Source organism: Serratia sp. CY56464, from assembly GCF_052168435.1.
GTDB classification, from domain to species: domain Bacteria; phylum Pseudomonadota; class Gammaproteobacteria; order Enterobacterales; family Enterobacteriaceae; genus Serratia; species Serratia marcescens.
The window spans coordinates 126,850-150,561 of the sequence record NZ_JBJNMV010000004.1 but is presented as its reverse complement, the minus strand read 5'-3'; the positions used below and the strand labels follow the sequence as shown (position 1 = coordinate 150,561).

Genomic DNA, 23,712 nt, shown 5'->3' with positions numbered 1-23,712 from the left:
TCGTCCTCTGTTACTGCTTGAGTTTGGGGTCGAGAGCGTCACGCAAACCGTCCCCCATCAGGTTGAATGCCAGCACCGTCAGCAGGATCGCCACGCCGGGGAAGGTCACCACCCACCAGGCGCTTTGCGCGAACTGCAGCACGTCGGAGAGCATGGTGCCCCACTCCGGCGTCGGCGGCTGCGCGCCCATGCCCAGAAAGCCGAGAGCGGCCATATCCAGAATGGCGTTCGAGAAACCGAGAGAAGCCTGCACGATCAAAGGCGCCAGGCAGTTAGGCAGAATATTGACGAACATCTGGCGCAGCGCGCCGGCGCCCGCCACCCGCGAAGCGGTGACGTAGTCGCGGTTGACCTCCACCAGCACCGCCGCGCGCGTCAGACGCACATAGTGCGGCAGGGCGACGAAGGTCAGCGCCAGCGAGGCGTTGACGATCGACGGCCCGAATACCGCCACCAGCACCAGCGCCAGCAACAGGCTCGGCAAAGCCAGCATGATGTCGACGACGCGCATGATAATCGCGTCCACCACGCCGCCGAAATAACCGGCCAGCAGGCCGAATATCACGCCCATGATCAGCGACAGCACCACCACCAGGCAGCCGACCAACAGCGACAGCCGTGCGCCGTACATCAGGCGCGACAGCACGTCGCGGCCCACGTCGTCGGTGCCGAGGATATATTGCCAGCTGCCGCCTTCTTGCCACACCGGCGGCTTGAGCAGCGCGTCGCGGAACTGGTCCGCCGGCGCATGCGGCGCCAGCACGCCGGCGCCGAGCGCTATCACCAGCATCAGAACGATATACACCAGGCCGACCACGGCCCCTTTATTGCGCTTGAAATAGTGCCAAAACTCCTGAAACGGGGTCATCGGCTTCGGCGCACCTTTAACTGCAGACTCAGTGATTTGAGACATGAGAGCGCCCCTTATTTCTTGTGGCGAATACGCGGGTTGACCACGCCGTAGAGCACGTCTACCAGCAGGTTAACCAGAATGATCATACAGGCGACCAGCAACACCCCGCCCTGCACCACCGGGTAATCGCGGCGCTGCAGCGCGTCGATCAGCCAGCGGCCCAGCCCCGGCCAGGAGAAGATGGTTTCGGTCAGAATGGCGCCGGCCAGCATGGTGCCGACCTGCAGCCCGATCACCGTCACCACCGGCAGCAGCGCGTTGCGCAGCGCGTGGACGACGATCACTCGCATGCGGCTCACGCCCTTGGCGCGCGCGGTGCGGATATAGTCTTCGCCCAACACTTCAAGCATCGAGGAACGGGTCATGCGCACGATCACCGCCAGCGGGATGGTGCCCAGTACGATGGCCGGCAGGATCATGTGCATCACCGCGTCGACGAAGTCGCCCGGCTCGCCCCAGATCAGGGTGTCTATCAGCATGAAGCCGGTCAGCGGCTGGCTGTCGTCGAGGAATACCGTGTCGCTGATGCGCCCCGACACCGGCGTCAGGTTAAGCTGCACCGACACCAGCATGATCAGCATCATGCCCCACCAGAAAATCGGCATCGAATAGCCGGTCAGCGAGATGCCCACCGCGGTGTGGTCGAAGATCGAGCCGCGTTTGACCGCCGCCAGCACCCCGACCGGGATGCCCACCAGCACCGCGAAGATCATCGCGCAAATGCCCAGCTCCAGCGTAGCCTGAAAGCGCGGAACGAACTCGCTCCAGACGGAGATGCGGCTTTTAAGCGAGGTGCCCAGATCGCCGTGCAGCACGTTGGACACGTAGGAGAAATATTGTTGATAGAGCGGCTTGTCCAGCCCCATTTCCGCCATCAGCTGCGCGTGGCGCTCGGCGGAGATACCGCGTTCCCCGGCCATGATGGTCACCGGGTCGCCGGGGATCATATGGACGAATGCAAAAGTCAGCAATGTAATGCCGATAAACGTTGGGATAACTAACCCCAAACGTCGGAGTATGAACTGCAACATATCCCGAACTCTCTGTATCAATGCCCGGCAGCTCATCGTCCGCCAGGCTTATTAACGCTCACATGCCTTTGAACGATTCGACGGCCATACGCCGGAGACTGGTCAGCAGGGGCGCAAACCTGTTGCGCCCCTGCAAGTCCATTCGTGCGTCTCCGGTAAAGCGGTCGAAATCAGTCTACAGAGACATTCTCGAAGTGATGCTTACCGAGCGGATCCACGACGTAGCCTTTCACTTCCTTACGCACAGGCTCGTACACGGTGGAGTGTGCGACAATCAGCGCCGGAGCCTGATCGTGCATCACCACCTGCGCCTGCTTGTACAGTTCGATGCGCTTGTCGTGGTTGGATTCGGCGCGCGCCGGTTGAATCAGATCTTCAAACGGCTTGTAGCACCAGCGGGAGTAGTTGGAGCCGTCTTTCGCCGCCGCGCAGCTGAACAGCGTGGCGAAGAAGTTGTCCGGATCCCCGTTGTCGCCGGTCCAGCCCATCATCACCGTCTGGTGCTCGCCCGCTTTGGCGCGCTTGAGGTATTCACCCCACTCATAAGTGACGATTTTGGCTTTCACGCCGATCTTGGCCCAGTCGGCCTGGATCATTTCCGCCATGCGGCGCGCGTTCGGGTTGTATGGACGTTGCACCGGCATTGCCCACATGTCGATGCTGAAACCGTCGGCCATGCCCGCTTCTTTCAGCAGCTCTTTCGCCTTGGCCGGATCGTAAGCGTAATCCTGCACCGCGTCGTTATAGCCCCACATGGTCGGCGGGATCAGGTTCTTGGCCGCCTGACCCGCGCCCTGATAAACCGCGTCGATGATCGCCTGTTTGTTGACCGCCATGGTCAACGCCTGGCGCACCTTCACGTTATCCAGCGGTTTTTTCTCGGTGTTGAACGACAGATAGCCCACGTTCAGCCCCGGTTTCTCCAGCAGGTTGATGGATTTGTCTTGTTTCATGCGGGCGATGTCGGCCGGATTCGGGTACGGCATTACCTGGCATTCGTTTTTCTGCAGTTTGGCGTAGCGCACGGAGGCGTCAGGCGTGATGGAAAACACCAGGCGATCGATCTTCGGCTTGGTGCCCCAGAAACCGTCGAACGCCTTGTACAGGATCTTGGAGTCTTTCTGGTATTGCAGCAGCTGGAATGGGCCGGTGCCGATCGGGTTCAGATCGACTTTCTCCGGCGTGCCGGCTTTCATCATCACGTCAGCGTATTCGGCGGACAGAATGGACGCGAAGTCCATGCCCAGGTCAGCCAGGAACGGCGCCTCCGGGCGGTTCAGCACGAAGCGCACGGTGTTGTCGTCCACTTTTTCAATCTTGGCGATCAGCTTCGGCATGTCCATGCCTTCAAAGTATTCGTAACTGCCGCCGGACACTTTGTGATAGGCGTTGTTCGCATCCAACTGGCGTTCAAAGGAGAACACCACGTCGTCGGCGTTGAAATCGCGCGTCGGTTTGAAGTCTTTGCTGCTCTGCCACTTCACGCCTTTGCGCAGGTGGAAGGTGTAGGTTTTGCCGTCTTCGCTGACGTCCCACTTCTCAGCCAGGCCCGGCTGCAGTTCGGTGGTGCCGGTCTTGAATTCGACCAGCCGGTTGTAGATCGGTACCGAGCTGGCGTCATAGGTGGTGCCGGAGGTAAACAGCTGCGGGTTGAACCCTTCCGGGGAACCTTCAGAACAGTAAACCAACGTCTTGGCCTGTACGCTGGCCGCCACGGTCAGCGCGATCAGCCCAATACCGAATTTCAGAATCCCCGATTTACCCAAGGAACGTGTCATCGTTAGTGCTCCATTGTGTGATGTGATGTGTGTAATTGCCGCCAGGCCTGTATTTTTTATTGCGTGGCCTGTGCGATCGGCGCCCGAAGGCAGAAGGCGTACGAGGAGAGAATGCCGGATGGAACGCATCGCGGCGGGGACGTCTGAGCGCGTGGAATTCACTCAAACAACTCTCGCTCTTACCCCTGAGGCTATCAAGTTGCCAACTGTTTGGGGTGTCGTCAATATAACCAGTGGGGATTTACGCAGACTGTGAGAAACAGCAAACAAACATAAAAAAAACCTTTTGTTAACAGTTCCAGCATGAAAATTTATGCTAAGCGGACATTTTTAGCGCATTGGTCTGACCCTCACAAACTTACTGGTTTTTAACTCCGTTAAAAAACGCCAAAACTTTGTTGCTGAATGATGAATATCTGAACGGTTATTTTTGTGATCGCCGTTAAAGACAGGAGGAAATGCTGAAGGATTACCCAAAAGGGTGAGTCCGATGAGCGCGTTTTGCTCCGGGCAGGCCCACAATCTGTGCGGCGTAAAAAAACTTTCGGCGGCGAAAAAGCCGGGGGCGAAAGGATATCCCCCGGCAACGCACTGCAACCGATTATTGAACGCCGGCGCTGTTGCCCAGGCTGGCGTTCATGCTGTTGAGAATATCGCCGTTATCCGCGTCGATCTCCCAGGAGAACAGGCCGCCCAGCTGCTTATCCAACACGTACTTGCCTTTGGCCTGCACCGAGCGGGCATCGTCGAAGGTGATCAGATCGCCGGTGGAAGGTTTGAACACGTAAGGCGCTTCCGCCGTGGCGTCGTAGGTATACTGCCACTCGCCGCTCATGAACTGGCCGGCGATTTGGCGGTAGTCCACGATACCGTTCTCCCAGGTGCCTTTAACCGGCCCGGTGGCGGTGCCGGTGAACGGAATATTGTTCTGGTAGCCGTTCACCCCGGTCCAGCCGCGGCCATACATGGCGGTGCCGACCACGATTTTGCCCGGCTTGACGCCCTGCGCCAGCAGCGCATTGACGCCGTTCACCGTGGTGTAGGCGGTGTCCGGTTTCCAGGCCGGCGCATTCAGCGCGGTCTGATGCCCCAGGTTCTTCAGATCGAAGGCGCCATAGAAGTCGTAGCTCATCAGGAAGATGTGATCCATCGAGTTCTGCGCAACGTTGTAAGCCACCTTGTCGATCTTGTCCTTACCGGCGCTGATGGCGGAGGTCAGCTCATACTTGCGGCCGGTTTCCACCGACAGCTGATCCAGCATCGCCCGCAGCTCCTTCATCAGCAGCACATAGGTTTCCCCGTCTTGCGGGCTGCCCAGGTTAGGGTTGGCGCCTTTGCCGCCCGGGAACTCCCAGTCGATATCCACGCCGTCGAAGAACTTCCAGGTCTGCAGGAACTCTTTCACCGAACCGACGAAGCGATCGCGCTTCACCTTGTCGCCCATGAAGAAGAACGGGTCGGACAGCGTCCAGCCGCCGATCGACGGCAGGATTTTCAGGTCAGGATGCGCCTGCTTCAGCGCCATCAGCTGGCCGAAGTTGCCCTTGTAGGGGTCATCCCAGGCGGTCACGCCCTTCTGCGCTTTTTGCAGCGCGGCGAACGGATCGTGGATCGAGACTTTGAAGTCCTCGCGGCCCTGGCAGGAGCGCTGCAACGCCTGGAAGCTGCCTTCAATCTCTTTCAGGCTGTCGTTGATGCCATTGCCGCCGCAGATCGGGATAAAGCCGTACAGCAGGTGGGTCAGGTTTTGCGCCGGGATCTTGTCGACGGTGAAATTGCGCCCGTAAACGCCCCACTCGACGAAATAAGAACCGACCACTTTGCCGGAGTTCTGTTTATACGGTTTATTCTTTTCCAGCAGCGGCTCTTTCAACGGCGCCAAATGGCTGCCGTCGGTGTCGGCCACCACAATTTCGGTGGCGTCACTGGCGGTGCAGCCGTCGGCATTGCACAATGCCACCTGCATTTGATAACGGCCGCCTTTATTCACTTTAAAATTCGCCGTACCGGAAGATCCGGTTGAAGGACCACTCCACGCCTCTTTGCCATTTAATAAAACTTTTGCCGTCGTGCCGGTGTCGCCATTCCATAAATTCCAGGAGACGGAAACATCGGCGGCATTTTTTACCTTCACCAAATTATTATAAGCGGTAGCCGCCTGGTCAACTTCAACGATGGCGAACTTGGTGTTGCCCCAGGCGATGGTCGGCTTGCCCGGCGCGGCGGCCTGCGCCGCGGAACACAGCGTGCTGCCGATCAACAGCGCCAACAGCGGTTTATTAAATTTGCGCATAACTGATTCCTTTATTCCGAGAGGATAAACATAAAAGAGTTAATCGTCGCGATGCATTGCCGAAGCGAAAAAATTCCGCAATAATCCGCGAAGGTTAAAATCAATGAATAACAACAGCGTCTTTCCACGTGGCGAAATAATCATTCCCACCGCGTACATTCAGACTATAAATAAAAAAGGCGCAAAAACAAGAGCGCTATCAACTGGGTTTTATTCAGCAAGCGTGAATTTATTTTAATATAAATAAAAGAAAGCATGACAAATAAGGATAGTGAATTTTCTATTAAGGAAAGATAAATATTTATCAGTATTGCACCACACTCTTCAGTCAGGGTGTTGTCATTATTGACAACACCCTGACTGTGTTGGTAATGTGAACAACACTTAAGGAAAGGGCATGCCTTCGCAGCTAATCTACCAAGACAGGATACCTCTGGCACCTGCAGCATTTGCGCCGCTCGTCATTTGGCGGGTGGTGCCGCCCGTCAGGGCCAGCGGCCACTGTTATAAATACCGATTTGCTTATGTAAAAGACGGCATTTGTCGACTGCGCTATGACAATGAAGCGGGTAAAGGCGATCACAAACATATCGATGGAAAAGAAGAGCCGCTTAATTTCACGACCATTGATGCCTTGCTCGACAGTTTCTGGCGCGAGGTTATGCAGCTTACAGAGGAGTCATGATGAACACAGTCACTATTCGGGTCGCTTCAGTCGAAGAAATGAAACTTGCACTGAAGGAAGCCACAACAGGTCATCAAAGCGCTCAAGGGCAATACATCACATTCCTGGATTGGGAGAGTCTGTGGAAAACCTTATCACCCAAGAAAATGCATATCTTGCATACCATGACCGGCGCCGGCGAACTTTCCATTCGGGAAATCGCGCGCCGAGTGAAGCGCGATGTGAAAGCGGTGCATACCGATCTGCAGTCGCTGTTAGGCTGTGGCATCGTCGATAGAGGTGAACAAGGCGTGATTTTCCCCTATGACGAAATCCATTTTGACTTCGTCGTAGGCAAAGCCGCCTAAACGACGGGCGAAAAAAAACCTGCTTTAAAAAGCAGGTTTTTCGAATGGTGGTCGGCGAGAGAGGATTACGCGCATCGTTGATGCGCGCCCTGCGGGCCGTTGCTAAAGCAACGTTGTCTCGCTTCGCGAGGCTCGAACCTCCTGCGGAGGTGCTCATCCTCATAAACGACGGGCGAAAAAAAACCTGCTTTAAAAAAGCAGGTTTTTCGAATGGTGGTCGGCGAGAGAGGATTCGAACCTCCGACCCACTGGTCCCAAACCAGTTGCGCTACCAAGCTGCGCTACTCGCCGATGCGGGGCGCATCTTACTGCTGGCGGTTATAGGCGTCAATCACTTTTTTGCCCCTGCACTTCAAGTGGTGATAAAAGCGCCATAATGCGCTGCGCCGGGGGCTGCGCAGCGTATTTTACTCAGGCGTTGGCCGGTTTCAGCGCCGGCGTCTGCGCGCGCAGGAATGGCAGCAGGAACAGCGCCGACAGGCAGGCGGCGATGGAAATCACCACGAAGAAGCCGTTCCAGTGCCAGATCTCCATCACCCGCGCGATCGGGTAGCCGGACAGCGCCGCGCCCAGGTAGGCGAACAGGCCGACGAAACCGGTCGCGGCGCCCGCCGCATCCTTGTGCGAGCACTCCGCCGCCGCCATGCCGATCAGCATCTGCGGGCCGAAGATAAAGAAGCCGATGGCGAAGAAACAGCAGGCCTGCAGCAGGTAGGTCACGCCCGGCATCAGCCACAGCGCCGCCACCGACAGGAAGATACCGATGGCGAAAATCAGGTTCATCGGGCCGCGGTTGCCGCGGAACAGCTTGTCGGAGCCCCAACCGGCCACCAGTGAACCGATGAAGCCGCCCACTTCAAACAGCGAAATGGCCGAGTTGGCGGTCATCAGCGAATAGCCCTTTTCCTGCGTCAGATAGAGGTTGCCCCAGTCGTTGATCGCGGTGCGCACGATGTACACCAGCACGTAAGAGACCGCCAACAGCCAGATGTACTTGTTGGTCAGCACGTAGCGTTTGATGATCTCGCGGTTGCTCAACCCCTGGCCTTCCGATTCCTGCACCAGCTCCATGGCGTCGTTGCGCCATTTGCCGACGCTCGGCAGTCCCAGGGTGGATGGCTTGTCACGCAGGCGCCAGCACATCAGCAGGCCGAGCACCACGCCGATGATGCCGGGAATGATCATGCCGTAACGCCAGCTGAAGTGCAGCGAGATAAAGCCGACCAACAGCGGGATCAGCGCGCCGCCGACGTTGTGCGAGGTGTTCCAGATCGCCCACCAGCTGCCGCGCTCGGAGCGCGAATACCAGCTGGTGAGGATTTTGGAGCACGGCGGCCAACCCCAACCCTGGAAGAAGGCGTTGAGGATCCACAGCGTGCCCAGCATCAGCAACGATGAGCTGAGACCGAAGAAGATATTCAGCACCCCGGTCATGATCAGGCCCAGCCCCATAAAGTAACGCGGGTTGGAGCGATCGCTGATCATGCCGGAAATGAATTTCGAGCAGCCGTAGGTGATGTAGAACAGCGTGCCGAGGATGCCGACGTCGGACATCGTCAGACCCAGATCGCTCAGCATCGCCGGCATGATGAAGTTGAAGCTTTTGCGCGTGAAGTAAAACGCGGCATAACCGATGTACATGGTGCACATCAGCTGAATACGCCAGTATTTGTAGCTGGCGTCGATCTGCCGTTGATCGGTGACCTGCGGCGCATCCGGGCGGCTTTTAAGGAAAGACCACATGTGGAACCTCAGAGGATTGAATTAAAGTGCCGCTATGATGCTCCTCGCGCGCGCAGGGGGCTTACGCCGGATTCCCGACGCGGTTAGGAGTTTTTCCTAGTTTTGCGTTTGCGCCGGTGAAACTGTGGGCAAGATCACACTCAAACAGGCGCCCCGCTCAGCGGTGAACCGCAGGCTGCCGCCGAGGGCGCTGATGCGCTCCTGCATGCCGCGCAGGCCGTATCCCGGCTGATGGTTTTCCGCATCGAAGCCCACGCCGTTGTCGCGGATGGTCAGGGCGATCTGCGGCGCGGCGCCTTTGCGCGGCTGCAGGCGCGCATCCAGCTCCAGGCGGCTGGCGCCGGCGTGGCGGCACACATTGGTCACCCCTTCCTGACACACCCGGTACAGCGTAATTTTCAGCGTTTCATCCAGCAGCTCGTCCGGCACCTGCCACTGCAGGCTGCTCACCAGCGACGCGTCCTGCGGCAGCGACTCCCGCAGCATCGCCGCCACCGCCGCCGACAGCGGCAGGTTGTTCAGCGCCGCCGGCCACAGCTGGGTCAGCACATCGTGTACCCCGTCATAAACCCGCAGCGCCAACGCATCAATGGCGTCGGCGCAGCCGATCACCGCCGGTTCCGGCGCCAGACGTTTGACGATGCTGGCCTGGGTGCGGATCACGGTGATGGTCTGCCCCACTTCATCGTGCAGCTCGCGCGCCACCTCGCGCCGGGTTTGCTCCTCCGCCGTCACCAGCGCCCGCGCCAGCTGCCGATTCTCCGCCAGCCGCAGCCGCAGCTGTTGATTCAGTTCGCGCTGGCGCTGAATGCCGGCGCCCAGCAGCAGCCCGGTCAGGCTTTGGGCCAGCAGCGACAGCAGCAGATCGCGGTGCGACTCCGGCTGCGGCGGCTCGTTGACCATCAGCGCCACGCCGTTGAGCAACGTCGCCAACAGCGCGCCCTGCCAGCCATAGCGATAAGACATGAACACGATGGGGATCGCCAGGCAGAACGGCGCGAAACGGCGCAGCTCGGCGGCGTTAACCTGCTGCTGCAGCCAGATGCTGAACGCAAACAGCAACAGATAGCTGGCCAGGTGGCCCAGACGCAGCTCCACCGGCTTGTGGATCAGCCCCGGCTCCAGCGGCACCCAGATTTGGCGCGCCAGATAGTGCCACAACAGCAGGCAGGTTGGCGCGATGGTGAAACCGCCGGTCAGGCCGAGCAACAGCGCGCGGGCGCCTTCGCCGCTCACCAGCTGCCATACCAGCGCCTGCAGCAAGGCGGCAATGGCGACCACCGCGCCCTGCAACAGCGGCCAGCGCCATTCGCTGTCGCTCTGCTGATGGCGCAACAGCCACGGCGAGGCCAGCAGGCTGAGCAACACCGTCAACACCAGCACCGCCACCGACGCCCACAGCGCCGGGCCGTAGCCGAACTGATCCGCCAGCAATGCCATCAGCAGCAGGTCGGCCAGCAGGATCCCCGGCCAGAAACGGTACGGGCTCTGCAGCAAAATGCCCATGCGCAGGCCGAACGGAAACAGCAGCAGCGCCTGCCAGGGGGGGTCGATCAGCGCGGTGCCGATGCCCCACAGGCAAAACGCGCTGGCGGCGTAGATGAAAAACAGCGCCAGCTGGGTGATCAGGCGCTGCGTCACAGGTTCAGCATCCGTCTGGCCAGCTCGACGTTGTTGTTGATGCCCAGCTTGGCGAACAGGTTGGCGCGGTGCACATGCACCGTTTTCGGCGACAGCCCCAAGGCGGCGGCGATCTCACGCACCTCCTGGCCCTGCGCCAGCAATAGCGCGATCTCGCGCTCGCGGCGGGTCAACGGATCGACCCTCACCCGCGCCAGCTGCTGCGCGATTTCCGGCATCAGGTAGACGCCGCCGCCGGCGACGGTGCGCACCGCGGTGATCAGATCTTCCGGCTTGCAGCGCTTGGAGAGAAAGCCGCTGGCGCCGCGTTCCAGCGCCATTTCCACCAGCGCCGGGTTATCGTGCATCGACAGCATCACCACGCGGATGCCGGAAGGAATGTCCGCCAGCAGATCCAGCCCGCTGCCGTCCGGCATCGAAATGTCGCAAATACAGATTTCCGCTTCCAGCCCCGGCAGGCCGGCGCGCGCCTGCGCCGCGCTGCTGAACTCGCCCACCACCTGAATATCGGCCTCCAGCGACAGCAGTTGCACAAAGCCCGAACGCACAATGTCATGATCGTCGATAAACGCCACGCGCAGGGTCATGGAAATCTCCGGTTAGCAGGGGAAGTGCGCAAGTATACCGTATGCGCACACCGGAATAATTGATGAAGAGAATGTATTGGGTGAAATTACCGGGTGCGCAAGGCAGGCACCCGGCGGGAGAGGTTACAGGCGGGCAGGCGCCGTTTTATCCTGCGGCAGATGGCACCAGTTGTTTTTGTCCACGATGCCGCCATCGGGAGACGTGTATCCGAGGCAGCCAAGGAGGGTGTCAAACAGCTCGACGTGGCGATGCGTTTTGCCGATGCGCTGCTGCGCCTGCAACTGCTCAAAGGCACTGAGGTGTTGCGGGTTTTCGAGGAACTTGTCCGACGCCCACACGATCATCGGCACGCGGAATTGCTCCGGCGGCGCCATTTCGCGCGGCGTGCCGTGCAGGTGCGTATTCTCGCCGATCGATTCGCCGTGATCGGCGGCATAGAACACGATGGCCTTCTTGTCGCGCACCTGATCGATCACATTACTGATAAAGCTGTCGGTATACAGCACCGTATTGTCGAAGGCGTTGATCAACTGCGCCTTGGTGCACGAGTCATCCACCCCCATGCACTCCGGCTGATAGCGCGCATAGCTGCGCGGATAACGCTGCGAGTACAGGTAGTGTGAGCCTTTGGTATGCAGGATCACCAGGTGCTTACCCTTCGGATAACGCGCCAGCGACTCCTTCATTTCGTCCACCAGCAGCATATCGTCGACCGCCTTGCCGTCGTTGCGCTTCTCGGACGCGATCATCTCGCGGAACGAATAGTTGTTCACCTCGGTGTTGTTGTAGAACCACACCTCGCTCTGCATGGCGAACAGCTCGGATGAGAAGCCCAGATCCTTCAGCACCGCGAACACGTTCTGCTCTTTCAGCGTGCGCTGCGGATTGTCCTCGGTGCCGCCTTCGCGCACGAACATGCAGCGCAGCGACAGCTTGGTGGCGGTATCGCACGACTCGCCGCGGAACGCCACCAGATTCTTCTCTTTAGACAGCCGCGGCGTGGTATCGCGCTCGTAGCCCAGCATGCCCATGTGATCCCAGCGCGTGGTCTCACCGATGATAAACACCACGTAGGTGTCGTCGATGTCCGCCGGCGGTACATAAGTGAAGTGTTTGCCCGGATCGAACATCGTGCTCTGGTCCTGGCTTTCGTCATAGCGGGTATAGGCGAACAGCCCCAGCGCCGACAGCCAGTTGGACGGCAGATACGAGTGCGCCACCACGCCGCCGTAGCTCGGCAAATCGACGTTGGAAAGCTTCTCTTGCACGCTCTGCTCGTCGTCCAGCATGCGCAGCGGCAGCCAGACCAGCGCCACCACCGCCAGCAACACCAGCAGCGGCTTGATGCGATGACCAGGGGTTTTCAGCTGTTCTATCAGGGTATAGCGCAGGTTGTTTTTCCAGATCAGCAGCAGCGGCAAGGCGCTGAGCGCCACCATCCACAGCACGAAGTGCAGGCCGACCACCTCTTTCGACAGATCGATGTCGGTGGTCATCACCGACACCACGATGCCGTAGCCGATCACCACGTTGAAAAACGTCATGTAGTAGCTGGCGGCAACCGAAATCAACACCAGCAGCGAGGCGACGATGCGATAAAACAGCCGGCCGCCGAGCGATACCAGCCGCATGATGAAGAACGTAAACAGGACGATAGCGATGACTTCCGTCACCGCCGAAATAAGCTTAATTCCCTGAATGCCGTGCGCCAGCGAATCAAAACGGCGATAGAAAACGGACAGGTTTAGAAAGATGCCGATATAGATCGCTAACAATAACGATAAATTCTGCTGTGATAGCGATTTAACTTTGTTCATGTAACGCGGTGGCTCCGGGGACGGTGTAGCGGTTCTGACTCAGTCAGACACTGATTGCGGCTTCTGGTTCAGCCAACCGGCAATAAGCGTTATTTTGCGGGTAATAATCAAGAGAATTCTCACAAAACGGACAAAATTTACCGTTTTTTTGAGCGATTTTCAGGCAGGGCACGCAAGAAAATGGAGGGATAAACCCTCCATTTTTTCCAGATTTCGGCAAAAATCTTACTTAACGTTCAGAGTCACATCGATATTTCCACGGGTAGCATTGGAGTATGGGCACACCACGTGCGCCTTTTTCACCAAATCTTCCGCCACGCTGCGCTCGATGCCCGGCAGCGAGATATCCAGCTGCACTTCGATGCCGAAACCGTTGGGGATTTCACCGATGCCGACGGTGCCGTCGATCTTGGCTTCGGCCGGGATTTTGACCTTTTCTTTCGCCGCGACAAACTTCAACGCGCCGAGGAAGCAGGCCGAGTAACCGGCGGCGAACAGCTGCTCGGGGTTGGTGACTTCGCCGCCGGCGCCGCCCATCTCTTTCGGCACGCCCAGTTTCACGTCCAACACGCCGTCGGAGGAGGTCGCACGGCCGTCGCGGCCGCCGGTTGCGGTGGCGTGAGCGCGGTAAACCACTTTCTCAATAGACATCGTTCATTCCTTCTTGCTGGTTGGCGAGATGACTACGGCTTCCACGAAGTAAAGCCGGTCACATATTTATCTTTTGCGATTAAATCGCGCACTACTTATTTTTGACGCTTATTAACCAGTGTAGACCACCCCTGCCGTTCTTGCGTCCGGCGGCGGCGGGTCAAATCTGATCGATCAGGCTGCCGCGCAGCTTTTCCAACTGCTGTTTGAGCGAGACGATCTCGTCCAGGCTGCAGTCGGTGGCACACATCACCGCCTCGGGCACCGATTGCGCCCGCTCACGCAGCGCGCGGCCGGCTTCGGTGAGAGCAATGATCACCTGCCGCTCGTCGGCGGTGGCGCGATAGCGCACCAGCAGACCGGCGGTTTCCAGCCGCTTCAGCAGCGGCGTCAGCGTGGCGGAATCGAGGAACAGCCGCTCGCCGATGTCCGATACCGTCACCCGATCGCGCTCCCACAGCACCATCATCACCAGGTATTGCGGGTAGGTGAGTTCGAGCTGATTCAACAGCTTGCGGTAGACTTTGTGCAGCGCCAGGTTGGCGGAGTACAGCGCGAAACAGAGCTGCTGATCGAGCTGCAGCAGGTTCTTCGCGTTGGGTTGTGCGGTATCGGTGCTTTTCATGCTTGTGAATATAGATAGTGCACGATGTAATCGCAAGCTATTTCTTGTGAGATATGCTACCTTTTTTTATGCAGAGGATGCTCGGAGGGAAAGGAAATGACGAATACGCTTGCAGAACGCGCGCGCCGCTACGCCACCAAGGCGCATGCGGCCATCGATCAGCGCCGCAAATACACCGACGATCCATACATCGTCCACCCGCAGGCGGTCATGGAGCTGGTGCGCAGCGTGCCGCACACCGAAGAGATGCTGGCGGCCGCCTGGCTGCATGACACGGTGGAAGACACGCCCACCACCCTCGGCGATATCGACAGCCACTTTGGGCCAAAAGTGGCGGAACTGGTGCGGATGTTGACCAACGTCAGCCGCGCCGAGGACGGCAACCGCTTCGAGCGCAAAAACCGCGATCGGCGCCACAGCGCCGACGCGTCGCCGCAGGCCAAAACCATCAAGCTGGCGGATCTTATCGATAACACCCGCTCGCTGCTGGACTACGACAGCCACTTCGCCCAGACCTACCTGATCGAGAAACAGCGCCTGCTGGAGGTGCTGACCGAAGGCGACCCGACGCTGTGGCGCCAGGCCAGCCATATCGTTGAACAGGGGCTGCTCAGGTTGCAGCAGCCGCCGCACAACGTGCCCGCCAGCTGGTTTGAGCACGCCCGCCGGCGCTACCGCGAGAGCGACGCGGCCTGATCAGAAGGTCACCACCGTTTTCAACGCCGTCACCCAGGCGTCCTGCGTCTCGCTGACGCCCGCCGGGTGATGCCAGTATTGCAGGCCCGGCTGCAGCTGCAGCCACGGCGTGACGTTAACGCGATAATAGAGCTCCGCCGTCACCGAGTGGCCCGGCACCGGCCGGTAATTCGGATCGTGATAATCGCTGATGCCGCTCATCTGGTTGAGATAACGCTGATTGTCTTTGTAGCGGTCGCTCAGTTTCACCACCGAGACGCCGAGCCCCAGCCAGTCGTCCGGCCGCGCATCGAACAGACCGCGATAGCGGATGCCGGTCGAGGTTGACCAGTGCAGGTAGTTGCTGCGCTGATCCCCCAGCCCCAGGCTGTAAAACACGCTCAGACCGCGGTTGACGTCGTCCGCATGGCGCGTCACCTGCTGGTTGAAACCGGTATACAGGAACCAGGTGCGATCGTGGCTGCGATAGCCCTGCGGATCGCTGGCGCCCGGCCCGCCGGACACCCCTTCATAAAGATCGCGCTGGCGCGCGTTGGTGAACAGCACGCCCAGGTTATACACCCCCGGCAACTGGTTGACGGCGTGGGTTTTCAGCTCCAGCTCCATCGGCAACAGGAAGCCTTTGCTGCCCTTGGTGGACCAACTCCAGGCGTGGCTGCGGCTGGGGGCGCTCGGGTTCTGTTCCATCACCCCGCCCTTGAGCGTCAGGCCGTCGGTCAGCTTGTATTGCAGCGTGGTGCCCCAGTAATGCACGTTCCAATTGTACCAGGTCAACGAGTTGGCGGACTTGCCGCCGCACAGTGTCAGCGTCTGAAAATCGCAGGGGATAATCTGATCGAAATCCTGCACCTTGTTCATCATGCCGATGCGCCACTGCAGCCGGCGATCGAGGAAGGAGCGGCTGAAGGTCAACCAACCCAGCCGGGTGATCGACTGCCCGCCAAAGCTCTCCTGCGACAGATCGGTCAGGCCGACGCGCGGATCCTGCAGCCGATCGCGGGTCAGGTTGTTGTCATGGTTGCGGTTGACGATATTGCCTTCGATTGCCGCGTCCGGAATGCCGGTCAGCGCCTGCAAATCCTGGCTGAAGGTCAGCGAAAACTGGTCGATATACGACGCCTGTTTATCGTGGTTGTAACCGCCACCGGCGTTATACGACAGCTGGCTGAGGTAGCCGAGATTATAGTGGAAGCCGTGATCCTCCAGGATCGGCCTGATCCCCAGCATATCCCCCAACAGCCCGGGCTGCGGCGGTTCAAAGCCGAGCGCCACCCCTTCCCATTTGGCGGTGGGGGCTTCGACGTCCTTGCCGGTTTGCAGCGTTTCCGCCTGCGCCTGGCTACAGAGCAACGCCAGCGCCGCCAGGGTCATGGAACGAGGTAATAAGCTTTTCATCATTATTATATTTCTCCGCATAACGGCTGACTGCGGGCAACAGCATTCCCTGGGAGAGAATTTCCCATCATGAACAGCAGCGAATAACGTTAGTTAACGCCCGGCGCTTGCCGCCGGGCTGAAGGGTTAGCGTCGGTCTTTCAGGCTGGCGCCGTTGCTGTGGATCACATCGCGGTACCAGTAGAAACTCTTCTTGCGGCGGCGCTCGAGGCTGCCGTTGCCGGCATCGTCCCTGTCGACGTGAATGAAGCCATAGCGCTTCGACATTTCGGCCTTCGAAGCGCTGACCAGATCGATCGGCCCCCAGCTGGTGTAACCCATCACCTCGACGCCGTCGTCGATCGCTTCCGCCACCTGCACCAGGTGGTCATTGAGGTAGTTGATGCGGTAGTCGTCGTTGATGCTGCCGTCGGCCTCGACGCGATCTTTGGCGCCCAGCCCGTTCTCGACGATGAACAGCGGCTTCTGATAGCGGTCGTACAGCACGTTGAGCAGGTAGCGCAGCCCGATCGGGTCGATTTGCCATCCCCATTCCGAGCTGGCCAGATGCGGGTTCGGCACCATATCGAGAATGTTGCCGCGCGCCGTCTCATACTGCTCCGGGTCGGCGGTGACGCAGCCGCTCATGTAGTAGCTGAACGAGATGAAATCGATGGTTTCGCGCAGCGTTCGCCGATCTTCCTCGGTGATCGCCACCTGAATGCCGTTTTCACGGAAGAAGCGCTGCATATAGGCCGGGTAATAGCCGCGCGCCTGCACATCGCCGAAGAACAGCCAGTCGCGGTTTTGCCGCTGGGTTTCCAGCAGATCTTCCGGCTTGCAGCTCAGCGGATACAGAATGCCGCCCAGCAGCATGTTGCCGATTTTGCCCTCCGGCACGATCTCGTGGCAGGCCTTCACCGCTTTGGCGCTGGCCACCAACTGATGGTGGATCGCCTGATAGATGGCGCTCTTGTCGCTCTCCGGCGGCAGGCCGACGCCGGTGAAAGGCGCGTGCAGCGACATGTTGATCTCGTTGAAGGTCAGCCAGTGTTTGACCTTGTGCTTGTAGCGTTCAAACACGGTGCGCGCGTAGCGCTCGAAGAAATCGATGGTGCGCCGATCGCCCCAGCCGCCGTAGCGCTTCACCAGGCCGTAAGGCATTTCATAGTGCGACAGCGTGATCAGCGGCTGAATGCCGTATTTCGCCATCTCATCGAACAGCCGATCGTAAAACGCCAGCCCGGCTTCGTTCGGCGTCTCTTCGTCGCCCTGCGGGAAAATGCGCGTCCAGGCGATCGAGGTGCGCAGGCACTTGAAACCCATCTCGGCGAACAGCGCGATATCCTCCGGGTAACGATGATAGAAATCGATCGCCACGTCCTTGATGCCGCTGTCGCCCGCCGCGCGCGGCGTGATGGCGCCGAAGATGCCCTGCGGCTGCAGATCGGAGGTCGACAACCCCTTGCCGTCGGCCTGATACGCGCCTTCTACCTGGTTCGCCGCTACCGCGCCGCCCCACAGAAAATGTTGCGGAAACTTGCCGTTCATCGCTTGCTCCTCAATTAACGTAATAAAGTCAGCAGCGGCGCCTGTTCCTGCACCGGAGACAGGCCGCTGGTCAACACGTCCACGTAGTCATCGCTGTTGCTGATGATGATCGGCGTGGTGGTGTCATAGCCGGCAGCATGGATCGCCGCCTGGTCGAACTCGATCAGCAGATCGCCCGGGGCGACCCGCTCGCCTTCCCGAACGTGGGCGGTGAAATGCGCCCCGTCGAGCTTCACGGTATCGATGCCGACGTGGATGAGAATCTCCGCGCCGTCGTCCGATTCGATGCCGATGGCGTGTTTGGTTTTGAACAGCGACGCCACGCTGCCGCTCACCGGCGCCACTACGCGCCCCTGCTGCGGCGCGATCGCCACCCCTTTCCCCAGCAGGCCGCTGGCGAAGGTCGCGTCGTTCACCTGATCCAGCGGCACGATGTCGCCGGCGATCGGGCTGAGGATGGTCTGTTTGCGGTTAAGCGGCGCGGCGGCTTCAGGCTGCGCCGTCTCTTCCGCAGGCGCGACGCCGAACAGGTAGCTGGCCAGCGCGGCGAACACGAACGACAGCAGGGTGCCGCCGATCGCGCCCCATACCGTGGCGTCGATGCCGCCGTTGGGAATGATTTGCGCGAAGGTGAATACGCTCACCAGGCCGAACGAGTAGACCGAGGTATGAAAGTAGCCGATCACCGCACCGCCCAGCGCGCCGCCGATGCAGCCGAAGATGAATGGGCGTTTGTTCGGCAGCGTGACGCCGTACACCGCCGGTTCGGTGATGCCGAAAATCCCGGCGCCGATGGCCGAAGCGGACAGCGCCCGCAGTTTGGCGTCGCGGGTGCGCAGCATCACGCCCAGCGTGGCGCCGACCTGCCCCATCACCGCCGGCAACAGCAGCGGCACCATGGTGTCGCGCCCCAGCACGCTCAGGTTGTTGATCATCAACGGCACCAATCCCCAGTGCAGGCCGAAGATCACGCACACCTGCCACATCGCCCCCATAAAGGCGCCGGCGATGATCGGGTTAAAGGCGTAAATGCTTTGATAGCCGTTGGCCAGCAGGTGGCTGAGCCAGGTTGCCGCCGGGCCGATCAGCAGGAAGGTCAACGGCACGGTGATCGCCAGGCACAGCAGCGGCGTGATGAAATTGCGCAGCGCGCTGTGGATCACCCGGTTAAACAACGGCTCCAGGCGGCAGGACACCCAGGCCGCAAAGATGATCGGGATCACCGACGAGCTGTAGTTGATGAAGGTCAGCGGAATGCCGAAGAAATACTCGCGCACCGCGCCCGGCTGCTGCGCCGCTTCGAAGGCCGCCATCATCAGCGGATGCGTCAACGCGCCGCCGATCGCCATGGTGACGAAGGGGTTGCCGCCGAATTTTTTTCCGGCGGTGTAGCCGAGCATGATCGGGAAGAAGTAGAACAACGAGTCGCTGGCGGCGAACAACATTTTGAAGGAGCCGCCGCTCTCCAGCAGCCAGCCGCAGGCCAGGCTCAGCGCCAGGAAGCCTTTCAGGATCCCCGAAGCGGCCATCACCCCGAGCAGCGGGGTAAAAATGCCGGACACCAGATCGATAAAGCGGCTGAGCAGGTTATCTTTTTTATCGTCCGCATCGCTGCCGTTCGACGCACCGTCAGCCAATCCGCCGACCCGATTGACCGCGTCGAACACCTCCGCCACGTGGTTGCCCACCACCACCTGGAACTGGCCGCCGCTCTCCACCACCATGATGACGCCCGGATTTTTCTTCAGCGCTGCCGCGTTGGCGCGATTGTCGTCGCGCAGCTTGAAACGCAGGCGGGTAGCGCAATGCACCAGGCTTTTCACATTGTCGCGGCCACCGACGCCGGCCAAAATCTCACTGGCTAATGTGTCATATTTCATACGGTTATCCTTAGACTTCGCGTTCTGCCGCTCCCCGCCCCGCACTGGCCTGGCGCTGAGGCGAAATTCGGCGCAAAAAAAAACCTAAACCTCGCGGCCTCTGCCCCATCGGGGAACAGAAACGCGAGGTTTAGGTTTTGCCTGCCGTAGCAGTAACAACCCTAAATCGGTTGAGTTATGACGTTAACACCGCGGATTTTGCCGGGGCAAGGCCTTGCGTCGGCAAATTGCCGAACTGTGATCGGGCGGGCAAAACCGATCTGAGGTATCAAATAAGGGCTGTCGCCCTCTATCGGCTTCAGCGCAGCAGTGATATATCGCGCAGGCGGAATAGAGAGGGGCGGAATATCGCCCGCCTCAGGCAAAAACATAAGATTAACTAACCTAATAATTCACTATCAGGCGAAAGCAAAGCGCTCGTCCATCCACTGTCAATCCCCACTTTTTAGTCACAACCGGCAATCCATAAGGCAAATAGATCGCCAAACTTGATTGCACATCGTTAACATTCCACGATATTCACCCGCGCGAAAATCACCATACGCAATTGACGATGGCGAAAGAAACATCAGAATGACTAATTAAAACGACTGGACAAAAGTCACGCGGGCGATTATTACTGGTCAACGCGTAATCGATTGTAGGGATGACAGCGGCCATGACGTTGCGGACTGAGTTGGGACGGATTCTGATCACCGGCGCCGGCGGCCGGGTAGCCACGGCGTTTCGCCAGGCGATGGGCGATCGCTACGCGCTGCGCCTGGCGGAACGAGACATCAGCCTGCTGAGCGATCTGCGGCCCGGCGACGAAGTCATCAGCTTCAACATCGCCGATCTCGACGCCTGCCGCGCGGCCTGCGCCAATATCGACACCGTGTTGCACCTGGCGGCCGATCCCTCCCCCGATGCCGACTTTTGCGGTTCGTTGATGGACAACAACATTCTCGGCACCTTCAATATCTTCCGCGCGGCGAAAGACGCCGGCTGCCGCCGGGTGGTGTTCGCCAGCAGCGCGCAGGCGGTGGAAGGCTATCCGCTCGATTACCAAATCCGCCCGGATGACGCGCCGAAACCGAAAAACCTGTACGGCGCCAGCAAGGCGTTCGGCGAAGGCATCGCCGCCTACTTCGCCCATCAGGAAGGGCTTTCCGCCCTGTCGGTGCGCATCGCCAACTTCACCACCCTCAGCCCGGGCGATCGGCTCAGCGCCCGCGACATGAGCGCGTTTCTCAGCCATCGCGACGCCGCCGATCTGCTGGAGCGCTGCATTCGTGTCGAAGGGGTGCAATATGCGGTGGTGCACGGGGTTTCCAATAACCGCTACACGCGTTTGTCGCTGGAAGAGACCCGTCGCCTGCTCGGCTACTCCCCGCAGGACGATGCGTTCAGCCTGCTCGGCTTTGAGTGAGCGCGGCGGGGAACCCGCCGCACGCTGTCGTTTTTAACCGTTGACGTAGGCCACTTTTTCGGCCTGACGGTGGGTGAACAGCACCAGCAGCAGCGCCAATCCGGCAATAATCGCCCCCATCACCGGCACGAAGCTGTATCCCAGCCCGGCGGAGACTACCGCGCCACCGGCGGCGGCGCCCAGCGCATTGCCCAGGTTAAAGGCGCCGATATTGACCGAAGACGACAGCCCCGGCGCTTCACTGGCGACGCGCATCACGCGCATCTGCAGCGGCGGCACCACGGCAAAGGTCGCCGCGCCCCAAATCACCATGCTGACCGCGGCGCCGATTTCACTGCGCGCCAGGAACGGGATCACCAGCATAATGACCACCAGCAGCAACAGGAAGCCTTTTAGCGTCGCGCTTTCGGAGCGGTCGGCTAACTTGCCGCCGAGGTAGTTGCCGATGGAGAAACCGACGCCGATCAACACCAGCATGGACGTCACGAACAGCGGTGTCGCATCGGTGATGTGCTGCAACACCGGCGAGATATAGGTATAGAGCGTGAACATCGCGCCCGCGCCCAGCACGGTCGTCAGCAAGGCAGACAGCACCTGCGGGCGCACCAATACCGACAGCTCGCGTTTCACATCCGGACGCGCGCCGGCGCTGCCTTTCGGCAACGAGAACCACAGCCCCAGCATGGCGATCACGCCCAGCCCGGCCGTCGCCAGAAACGACATGCGCCAGCCGATGGTTTCACCCAGCCAGGTCGCGGCGGGCACCCCGCCGATATTGGCGATGGTCAGGCCCATAAACATGGTCGCCACGGCGCTCGCCTGTTTCTCCTTCGGCACCACGCTGGCGGCCACCACCGAGCCGAGGCCAAAGAACGCGCCGTGGTTCAGGCTGGTGATGATGCGCGACAGCATCAGGGTGGTGTAGTCAGGCGCAACGGCCGACAGCACGTTACCCAGGGTAAAGATCGCCATCAGGAAGATCAGCGCGCTTCTGCGTGCCCGGTGAGAAAGCAGCAACGTCATCAGCGGTGCGCCGACCATCACGCCGACGGCGTAGGCGCTGATCAACATGCCGGCCATCGGGATGGAGACGTCCACCCCTTTGGCGATGGTCGGCAGCAACCCCATCGGGGAAAACTCGGTCGTGCCAATGCCGAACGCCCCCACCGCCAGGGCTAATAAGGGAAAGTTAATTTTCATTCAACAACTCCGGTTAACCGCTGCCGAAGCGCGGGAAAGTTAAGATGCCAAAAGTATGACATTGATCACACCAAAGATAAGCAGGCGGGAGGCTAAAAGACTTTTGCGATTTTGTTAAAAATCGTGGGGGAAAACAGCAGCCGACTCTATCTTAACCACGCACCGACAGGCAATAGCCGCCGTCGCCCGAGCGCACATCGGGTTCATTCTCGCCACCTGCGGCAAGCCGCCATATCGGCCCGCCGGCGGCTACCGCAACTATTGAACACAGAGCAAAAGTGTTTTGTTATTGTGCGCGTTTTTAGAATTAAACGACGAAATATAATGGCCTCAGTAAAACATCAAGGCCCTACGGCCCAATACACACAGAGGGAAGCGCCATGCTTTTTGACTCGTATTCTTTAAACGGTTTATCGCTGAACAATCGCATCGTCATGCCGCCCATGACCCGCTCTCGGGCCGGCGCCGGCGACGTCGCCACCGACATGATGGCTGAATATTATGCCCAGCGCGCCAGCGCCGGGCTGATCGTCAGCGAAGGCACGCAGATTAGCCAGCAAGGCCAGGGTTATGCCTGGACGCCCGGCATTTACACCCCGGAACACATCGCCGGTTGGAAAAAAGTCACCGACGCCGTACATCAGGCCGGCGGCAAGATCTTCGCGCAGCTTTGGCACGTCGGCCGCGTGTCGCATACCATTCTACAGCCTGACCACGCCGCGCCGGTCTCCTCCTCCGCCATCCAGGCCGACGGGGTCAAAGTGTTCGTGGATGTCGAAGGCCGCGGGCCGGAACATGGCGTGGGTGAAATGGTGCAACACTCCGCACCGCGCGCCTTAACCCGGGAAGAAATTCCGGCGATCGTCAATGACTACGCTCAGGCGGCCCGCAACGCCATCGCCGCCGGTTTCGACGGCGTAGAGCTGCACGGCGCGAATGGCTATCTGATCAATCAGTTTATCGACTCGCGGGAAAACCAGCGCGACGACGAATACGGCGGTTCACTGCAAAACCGCCTGCGTTTCCTGCGGGAAGTGGCGCAGGCGGTAGCGGACGCCATCGGCAAAGAGAAACTGGGCGTGCGCCTGGCGCCGCTGACCACCCTGATGGGCTCGCAGGACGATACCCCGGAAGCCACCTATCTGGCGGCGGCCAGCGTGCTGAACGATATCGGCGCCGCTTATATTCACATCGCCGAAGCGGACTGGGATGACGCCCCGGTAATGCCGGCGGCGTTCAAAGAGTCGCTGCGTCTGATCTTCCGCGGCACGCTGATTTACTCGGGCAAATACACGCGTGAACGCGCTGAAGAAGCGCTGGCCAAAGGCTGGGCGGATCTGATCGGCTTCGGCCGCCCGTTCATCGCCAACCCGGATCTGCCTCACCGCCTGCAACACGGGCTGGCGCTGAATGCGCCCATCAAAGAGAAATTCTTCGGCGGCAGCCGGGAAGGCTACACCGATTACCCGACGATCGGGTAAATATGTTCAG

General features: G+C 59.7%; 19 protein-coding genes, 1 tRNA gene and 1 other RNA gene. 5 read left to right on the top strand and 16 right to left on the bottom strand.

Annotated elements, in window-relative coordinates; translation table 11 throughout:
- Positions 1-10 precede the first annotated feature (10 nt).
- From dppC to ACJ8KE_RS18775, 4 genes are all read right to left on the bottom strand, one after another.
- Positions 11-913: a dipeptide ABC transporter permease DppC gene (gene dppC, locus ACJ8KE_RS18790; RefSeq protein WP_025304838.1), complete on the bottom strand. Its 903-nt coding sequence runs from the start codon at positions 911-913 to the stop codon at positions 11-13.
- Between the two features lie 11 nt (positions 914-924).
- A complete protein-coding gene (gene dppB, locus ACJ8KE_RS18785) occupies positions 925-1,944 on the bottom strand; it encodes a dipeptide ABC transporter permease DppB (RefSeq protein WP_033634229.1) in 1,020 nt (339 codons plus the stop codon).
- 170 nt (positions 1,945-2,114) lie between these two features.
- Positions 2,115-3,722, bottom strand: coding sequence for a dipeptide ABC transporter periplasmic-binding protein DppA (dppA, locus tag ACJ8KE_RS18780; RefSeq protein ID WP_016929528.1), 1,608 nt, complete (start codon positions 3,720-3,722; stop codon positions 2,115-2,117).
- Positions 3,723-4,323: 601 nt separating this feature from the next.
- Positions 4,324-6,015 (bottom strand): glycosyl hydrolase family 18 protein, encoded by a 1,692-nt coding sequence (locus ACJ8KE_RS18775; protein ID WP_079450384.1) that lies wholly within the window; start codon positions 6,013-6,015, stop codon positions 4,324-4,326.
- 397 nt (positions 6,016-6,412) lie between these two features.
- Here ACJ8KE_RS18775 and ACJ8KE_RS18770 point away from each other — a divergent pair, with 397 nt between their 5' ends.
- Together ACJ8KE_RS18770 and ACJ8KE_RS18765 are read left to right on the top strand one after the other, a co-directional pair.
- Complete coding sequence (locus ACJ8KE_RS18770) at positions 6,413-6,700, top strand: toxin-antitoxin system TumE family protein (RefSeq protein WP_079450383.1); 288 nt, start codon at positions 6,413-6,415, stop codon at positions 6,698-6,700.
- Positions 6,697-7,047 (top strand): HVO_A0114 family putative DNA-binding protein, encoded by a 351-nt coding sequence (locus tag ACJ8KE_RS18765; RefSeq protein ID WP_016929530.1) that lies wholly within the window; start codon positions 6,697-6,699, stop codon positions 7,045-7,047. The genes ACJ8KE_RS18770 and ACJ8KE_RS18765 overlap by 4 nt, the downstream gene beginning before the upstream one ends.
- Before the next feature lie 48 nt (positions 7,048-7,095).
- Here the strand turns inward: ACJ8KE_RS18765 and ACJ8KE_RS18760 are convergent.
- From ACJ8KE_RS18760 to ACJ8KE_RS18725, 8 genes are all read right to left on the bottom strand, one after another.
- Positions 7,096-7,224: non-coding RNA, RtT sRNA (locus tag ACJ8KE_RS18760), on the bottom strand.
- Positions 7,225-7,261: 37 nt separating this feature from the next.
- Positions 7,262-7,338: transfer RNA gene (locus ACJ8KE_RS18755), tRNA-Pro, on the bottom strand.
- Between the two features lie 120 nt (positions 7,339-7,458).
- Positions 7,459-8,790, bottom strand: coding sequence for an MFS transporter (locus ACJ8KE_RS18750; protein ID WP_004934121.1), 1,332 nt, complete (start codon positions 8,788-8,790; stop codon positions 7,459-7,461).
- Positions 8,791-8,886: 96 nt separating this feature from the next.
- Positions 8,887-10,431 carry a signal transduction histidine-protein kinase/phosphatase UhpB gene (uhpB, locus tag ACJ8KE_RS18745; protein ID WP_016929531.1) on the bottom strand — a complete coding sequence of 515 codons (1,545 nt, stop codon included), beginning with the start codon at positions 10,429-10,431 and terminating at the stop codon, positions 8,887-8,889.
- The gene (gene uhpA, locus ACJ8KE_RS18740) at positions 10,428-11,018 is read right to left on the bottom strand and encodes a transcriptional regulator UhpA (RefSeq protein WP_004934117.1); all 591 of its coding nucleotides are present in this window, start codon (positions 11,016-11,018) and stop codon (positions 10,428-10,430) included. The genes uhpB and uhpA overlap by 4 nt, the downstream gene beginning before the upstream one ends.
- A 123-nt stretch (positions 11,019-11,141) precedes the next feature.
- Positions 11,142-12,836: a kdo(2)-lipid A phosphoethanolamine 7''-transferase gene (gene eptB, locus ACJ8KE_RS18735; protein ID WP_016929532.1), complete on the bottom strand. Its 1,695-nt coding sequence runs from the start codon at positions 12,834-12,836 to the stop codon at positions 11,142-11,144.
- A 225-nt stretch (positions 12,837-13,061) separates the two neighbouring features.
- Entirely contained in the window at positions 13,062-13,487 is a 426-nt protein-coding gene (locus ACJ8KE_RS18730; protein WP_004934114.1) for an organic hydroperoxide resistance protein, read from the bottom strand.
- Between the two features lie 160 nt (positions 13,488-13,647).
- Positions 13,648-14,112, bottom strand: a complete 465-nt coding sequence (locus ACJ8KE_RS18725) for a MarR family winged helix-turn-helix transcriptional regulator (protein WP_016929534.1) — start codon at positions 14,110-14,112, stop codon at positions 13,648-13,650.
- Positions 14,113-14,208: 96 nt separating this feature from the next.
- Here ACJ8KE_RS18725 and ACJ8KE_RS18720 point away from each other — a divergent pair, with 96 nt between their 5' ends.
- The gene (locus ACJ8KE_RS18720; RefSeq protein WP_097103013.1) at positions 14,209-14,808 is read left to right on the top strand and encodes an HD domain-containing protein; all 600 of its coding nucleotides are present in this window, start codon (positions 14,209-14,211) and stop codon (positions 14,806-14,808) included.
- Here the strand turns inward: ACJ8KE_RS18720 and ACJ8KE_RS18715 are convergent, their stop codons facing one another.
- The 3 genes from ACJ8KE_RS18715 to bglF all read right to left on the bottom strand — a co-directional run bounded on the left by ACJ8KE_RS18715 (position 14,809) and on the right by bglF (position 19,613).
- Complete coding sequence (locus ACJ8KE_RS18715; RefSeq protein ID WP_370530997.1) at positions 14,809-16,179, bottom strand: carbohydrate porin; 1,371 nt, start codon at positions 16,177-16,179, stop codon at positions 14,809-14,811.
- 150 nt (positions 16,180-16,329) lie between these two features.
- Complete coding sequence (locus ACJ8KE_RS18710) at positions 16,330-17,733, bottom strand: glycoside hydrolase family 1 protein (protein WP_004934102.1); 1,404 nt, start codon at positions 17,731-17,733, stop codon at positions 16,330-16,332.
- Positions 17,734-17,747: 14 nt separating this feature from the next.
- A complete protein-coding gene (gene bglF, locus ACJ8KE_RS18705; protein WP_016929538.1) occupies positions 17,748-19,613 on the bottom strand; it encodes a PTS beta-glucoside transporter subunit IIABC in 1,866 nt (621 codons plus the stop codon).
- A 658-nt stretch (positions 19,614-20,271) separates the two neighbouring features.
- Between bglF and ACJ8KE_RS18700 the strand changes: the two genes are divergently transcribed.
- Positions 20,272-21,021, top strand: a complete 750-nt coding sequence (locus tag ACJ8KE_RS18700) for an NAD-dependent epimerase/dehydratase family protein (protein WP_110146489.1) — start codon at positions 20,272-20,274, stop codon at positions 21,019-21,021.
- Between the two features lie 33 nt (positions 21,022-21,054).
- Here the strand turns inward: ACJ8KE_RS18700 and ACJ8KE_RS18695 are convergent, their stop codons facing one another.
- Positions 21,055-22,221 (bottom strand): MFS transporter, encoded by a 1,167-nt coding sequence (locus tag ACJ8KE_RS18695; RefSeq protein WP_016929540.1) that lies wholly within the window; start codon positions 22,219-22,221, stop codon positions 21,055-21,057.
- 380 nt (positions 22,222-22,601) lie between these two features.
- On the opposite strand from ACJ8KE_RS18695, the gene ACJ8KE_RS18690 reads away from it, so the two are divergent.
- Entirely contained in the window at positions 22,602-23,702 is a 1,101-nt protein-coding gene (locus ACJ8KE_RS18690; RefSeq protein WP_016929541.1) for an alkene reductase, read from the top strand.
- The last annotated feature ends 10 nt before the right edge of the window (positions 23,703-23,712 follow it).